At 40.9% G+C, this 3,711-nt stretch carries 2 protein-coding genes; both read right to left on the minus strand.

Annotation, left to right across the window (positions count from 1 at the left end):
• Nucleotides 1-87: 87 nt before the first annotated feature.
• Complete coding sequence (locus B4K20_RS14975) at nucleotides 88-2,184, minus strand: two-component system response regulator (RefSeq protein ID WP_289283526.1); 2,097 nt, start codon at nucleotides 2,182-2,184, stop codon at nucleotides 88-90.
• Nucleotides 2,185-2,198: 14 nt separating this feature from the next.
• Nucleotides 2,199-3,711 (minus strand): response regulator (locus B4K20_RS14980; RefSeq protein ID WP_289283527.1); only part of this gene is annotated, 1,513 nt, incomplete at its 5' end.

A 3,711-nucleotide genomic window follows, 5' to 3' on the forward strand; every position in this document is an offset into this window, starting at 1 on the left:
TCTTGAAGAGCATGATATTGGTCTGTTAGATCGGCATGATGCTCTACTCGATAATCATGCCGCTTTTCTAGACGAAAAAAATAAGACTTAGTGGTCCAATAATAAACGTAATTGCTGTGCAGGCATTGGATGACTGAAAAAGAATCCCTGAAATTCTGCACAGCCTAACTTCCTTAAAACTTCCGCTTGCTCACTGGTTTCAACACCTTCAGCGATCGTACACAGTTGCAAATTATCCGCTAACTGTACAATTGTTTGTGCTATGGCACAGTCTTTTGTATTTGAGACAATTTCCTCTACAAAAGAACGATCGATTTTTAAAGTATCAATAGGAAAGTTCTTCAAATAACTCAGAGAAGAATAGCCTGTACCAAAATCATCAATTGCCAGCCGCACGCCCAACTTTTTTAACGAAAACAAAAGTGGAATAGTCTCAGCAGTATCTTTCAACATGGCTGTTTCCGTAATTTCTAATTCAAGCGTTTCTGGTGGTAGATCAGTGACATCCAAAGTATTTTTTATCGTATCTAACAGATAAGATTGCGTAAACTGAGACGCCGATAAGTTCACAGCAATACGGTAGGCACAGCCTGATGTTTTCTGCCACTCCCTCACTTGGAGGCAGGCTTGCATCAAGACCCAGTTCCCAATTGATAAAATGAGTCCAGTACTCTCGGCCACTTCAATAAATACATCCGGTGTTAATAAACCCTTTGTAGGGTGACGCCAACGAAGTAATGCTTCAACCCCCACAATAGTGATGCTCTGAGCATCATATTGCGGCTGATAAAACACCTCAAACTGCTGTTCAGCCAACGCTATTCTGAGATCATTCTCCATCTCTAAACGTAATTTAAGATAGTTGTTCATACTTTCAGAAAAGAACTGATAATTATTTCTTCCCTTTTCTTTAGCATGATACATAGCCACATCGGCATGTTGTAATAAGGTCTGAACATTGTGACCATCATCAGGAAACAAGGTAATGCCCATACTAATTGAGATATGTAAAAACTTATCACTAATCAGGAAAGGCTCAGAAAACGCTTGAATTAAACGCTGAGCAATTTCAGCAACCTGCTCGACCCGGCCTACATCATCCAATAAGACAGTAAATTCATCACCGGCCAAGCGAGCAACACGATTATCAGCATCATAATTTGCTTTAGCGACGACATCTGAGTCTCTGACACACTCTCGAATTCTGACGGCAGACTGACAGAGCACCTCATCCCCAATGTGATGACCATAGGTGTCATTGATATATTTGAAACGATCTAAATCAAGAAACATCAGAGCAAATTTATTCTGATGGCGTTTTGCACTGGCAATGGCCGTTTCTAACTGCTCAATGAAAAGACGTCGATTTGGTAAATCTGTCAGCGTGTCGTAGTAAGCATAATAAGTAATCTCCTGCTCTGACTGTTTTCTTGAGGTAATGTCATGCAAGGTACCTACCATACGCCATTGACCATATTCGAAACTAATATCGGTCCGCTCATTCACAAATAACACGCTACCATCGTTACGAATAATCCGGTATTCAATATCATATGACTGCTTTTCGTAAACGGCTTGTTTGAGCGCCATCATCAAACGTGGCCTGTCATCTGGATGCACTTTTTTTAGCGCGGTTCGAACTGTCAGATTGGTTTCTTTTGAAAAACCCAGCATGTCGAACATATCTGATGAGCATTCGAGAAACTCGGACTCAAAATCCCACTCCCAATACACCAGATTGGCGATTGACTGGGCCTTAGCCAATTTATTTTTATTCAGGCTCAGCTCTTGAAGGGTTTTGTTCGCCTTGAGAATATAACGAACCCGATGTTTAAATAGCGGCCACTTCAATGGTTTGGTGATAAAGTCGGTGGCGCCAGATTCAAAAGCCTGTTCAATATCTTCAACATCATCCAGTGCTGTCACCATCACAATGGCACACTCAGCACCTTTCGGCAGAGCACGCAGTTGTGCACAGCACTCAAAACCATTCATGCCGGGCATCGATACATCAAGTAATGTGATATCAGGTTTATGCGTCGTAAATTGAATGATCGCTTCTTCACCCGATGCAGCTTCGACAATCTGTAACTCACTCGAGGTCAATGACTGAGTCATGAGCATACGTGTGGCGGGATCATCATCCACTATCAAGACTACTTGCTTTTTGATGGTATTTGCCATCAAATCCCCCGCCACTATTCATCTAAGAAAGAAGTCAATTCAACATAATGCGTATCTAGTTTATCTATATATCCCCCGACCTGGTCAAGATTATTTTGTCTTGCCAACATTTCTATTTGTTTTGCTAACTCGGCAACAGCCGAAGCGCCAATATTGAGTGAACTGGATTTCAAGGCATGTGCAGATTTAAATAATTGCTCTGCGTTTTGATTTTTATAGGCCTGTTTGATTGCCTGGATGAGACTTGGAGTATGCTCCATATAGACCTGAAAGATTTGCTCAACCATCTGTTGCCCACTTTCCCCTGCCATAGCGCGAATATCATCCACAACACGCATATTAAGTATAGAGTTTGAGCCCTTGGCGTCATCAAGATTAGTTGATTCTGGCAACTTTTCTTTGGTATATCCTAAGAATTTAGTTAATAAATCCACCAGCTTATTGAAATTAACTGGTTTAATCAGAATATCGTTTACCCCGGCAGCATAGAAGTCAGATTTAACTTGTTCATCATCATCCGCAGTTAACGCAATAATGGGGACTGTCAGCTTCAACCCCTTTCTGATTTGTTGAGTCGCTTCGATACCACTCATCATCGGCATGTGATAATCCATTAAAATCATGTCATATTCACTCACACGACAAGCGTCTAATGCTTCTTTGCCATCGCTCGCTAAATCCACTTTACAATCAAGTTTTTCTAGCATGTTCAAAGCAACGGATTGATTGACTTCATTATCTTCTACGACAAGTATTGTTTTGAGTGCCTTTTCGGCAGATGTTTTTAGCGAAGATGGTTTTTCTTCTGGTAACACCGTTGACCGAGAAATGACTTCAATAGGTAGGGTGAACCACAAACGATTGCCTTTATTAGTCGCCTCCAGACCGTAATCACCCAACATCAAGCTGATCAATTGGCTTGAGATCGCTAAGCCCAAACCGACGCCTGCTGTCATCGCTTGTTCACTATTCGAAGCTTGTTGAAAAGGTTCAAAAATACGTTGTTGTTCGACCGTATCTATAATTGGTCCAGGGTCGCTGACTGAAAATGTCAGAAAAGGTTTTGTCTCGTCAGTGCTCACAACAAGGCTTAACTCAATATTCCCAGGCGAGGAGAACCGGATGGCATTATCAATTAAGTTATTGAGGATTTGCCTTAACTTATGAGGATCCAATATGGCTTCTCTGACATCACACTGGTAGCTTAATGTCAGTGTATGTTCATTTTGACTAGCCTTTGCTTGATTACTCTCCAGTACTGAATGAAGCAGTCGATATAAATCCGTCTGTTGTAGCTCGACTGGCAGTTGGTTGTCATTTAGTTTTGAATATATTTGTAATCGTTCAATAACATCTAATAACTCATGAACTGAATCATTCAGCTGACTGGCCTTTTCATGTACTTGTGATTCAGTGATGTGAACTTTCAGAAATTCGACATCATTAATCATTTTATGCACTAAAGCCTTTAACCAACGACCACTGAGGTTAATAAGTGCTAATTTCGTGTTTTTTTCGTTCTCATAT

Origin of the sequence: Methylophaga sp. UBA5088, assembly GCF_002414625.1 — a bacterium.
GTDB lineage: Bacteria > Pseudomonadota > Gammaproteobacteria > Nitrosococcales > Methylophagaceae > Methylophaga > Methylophaga marina.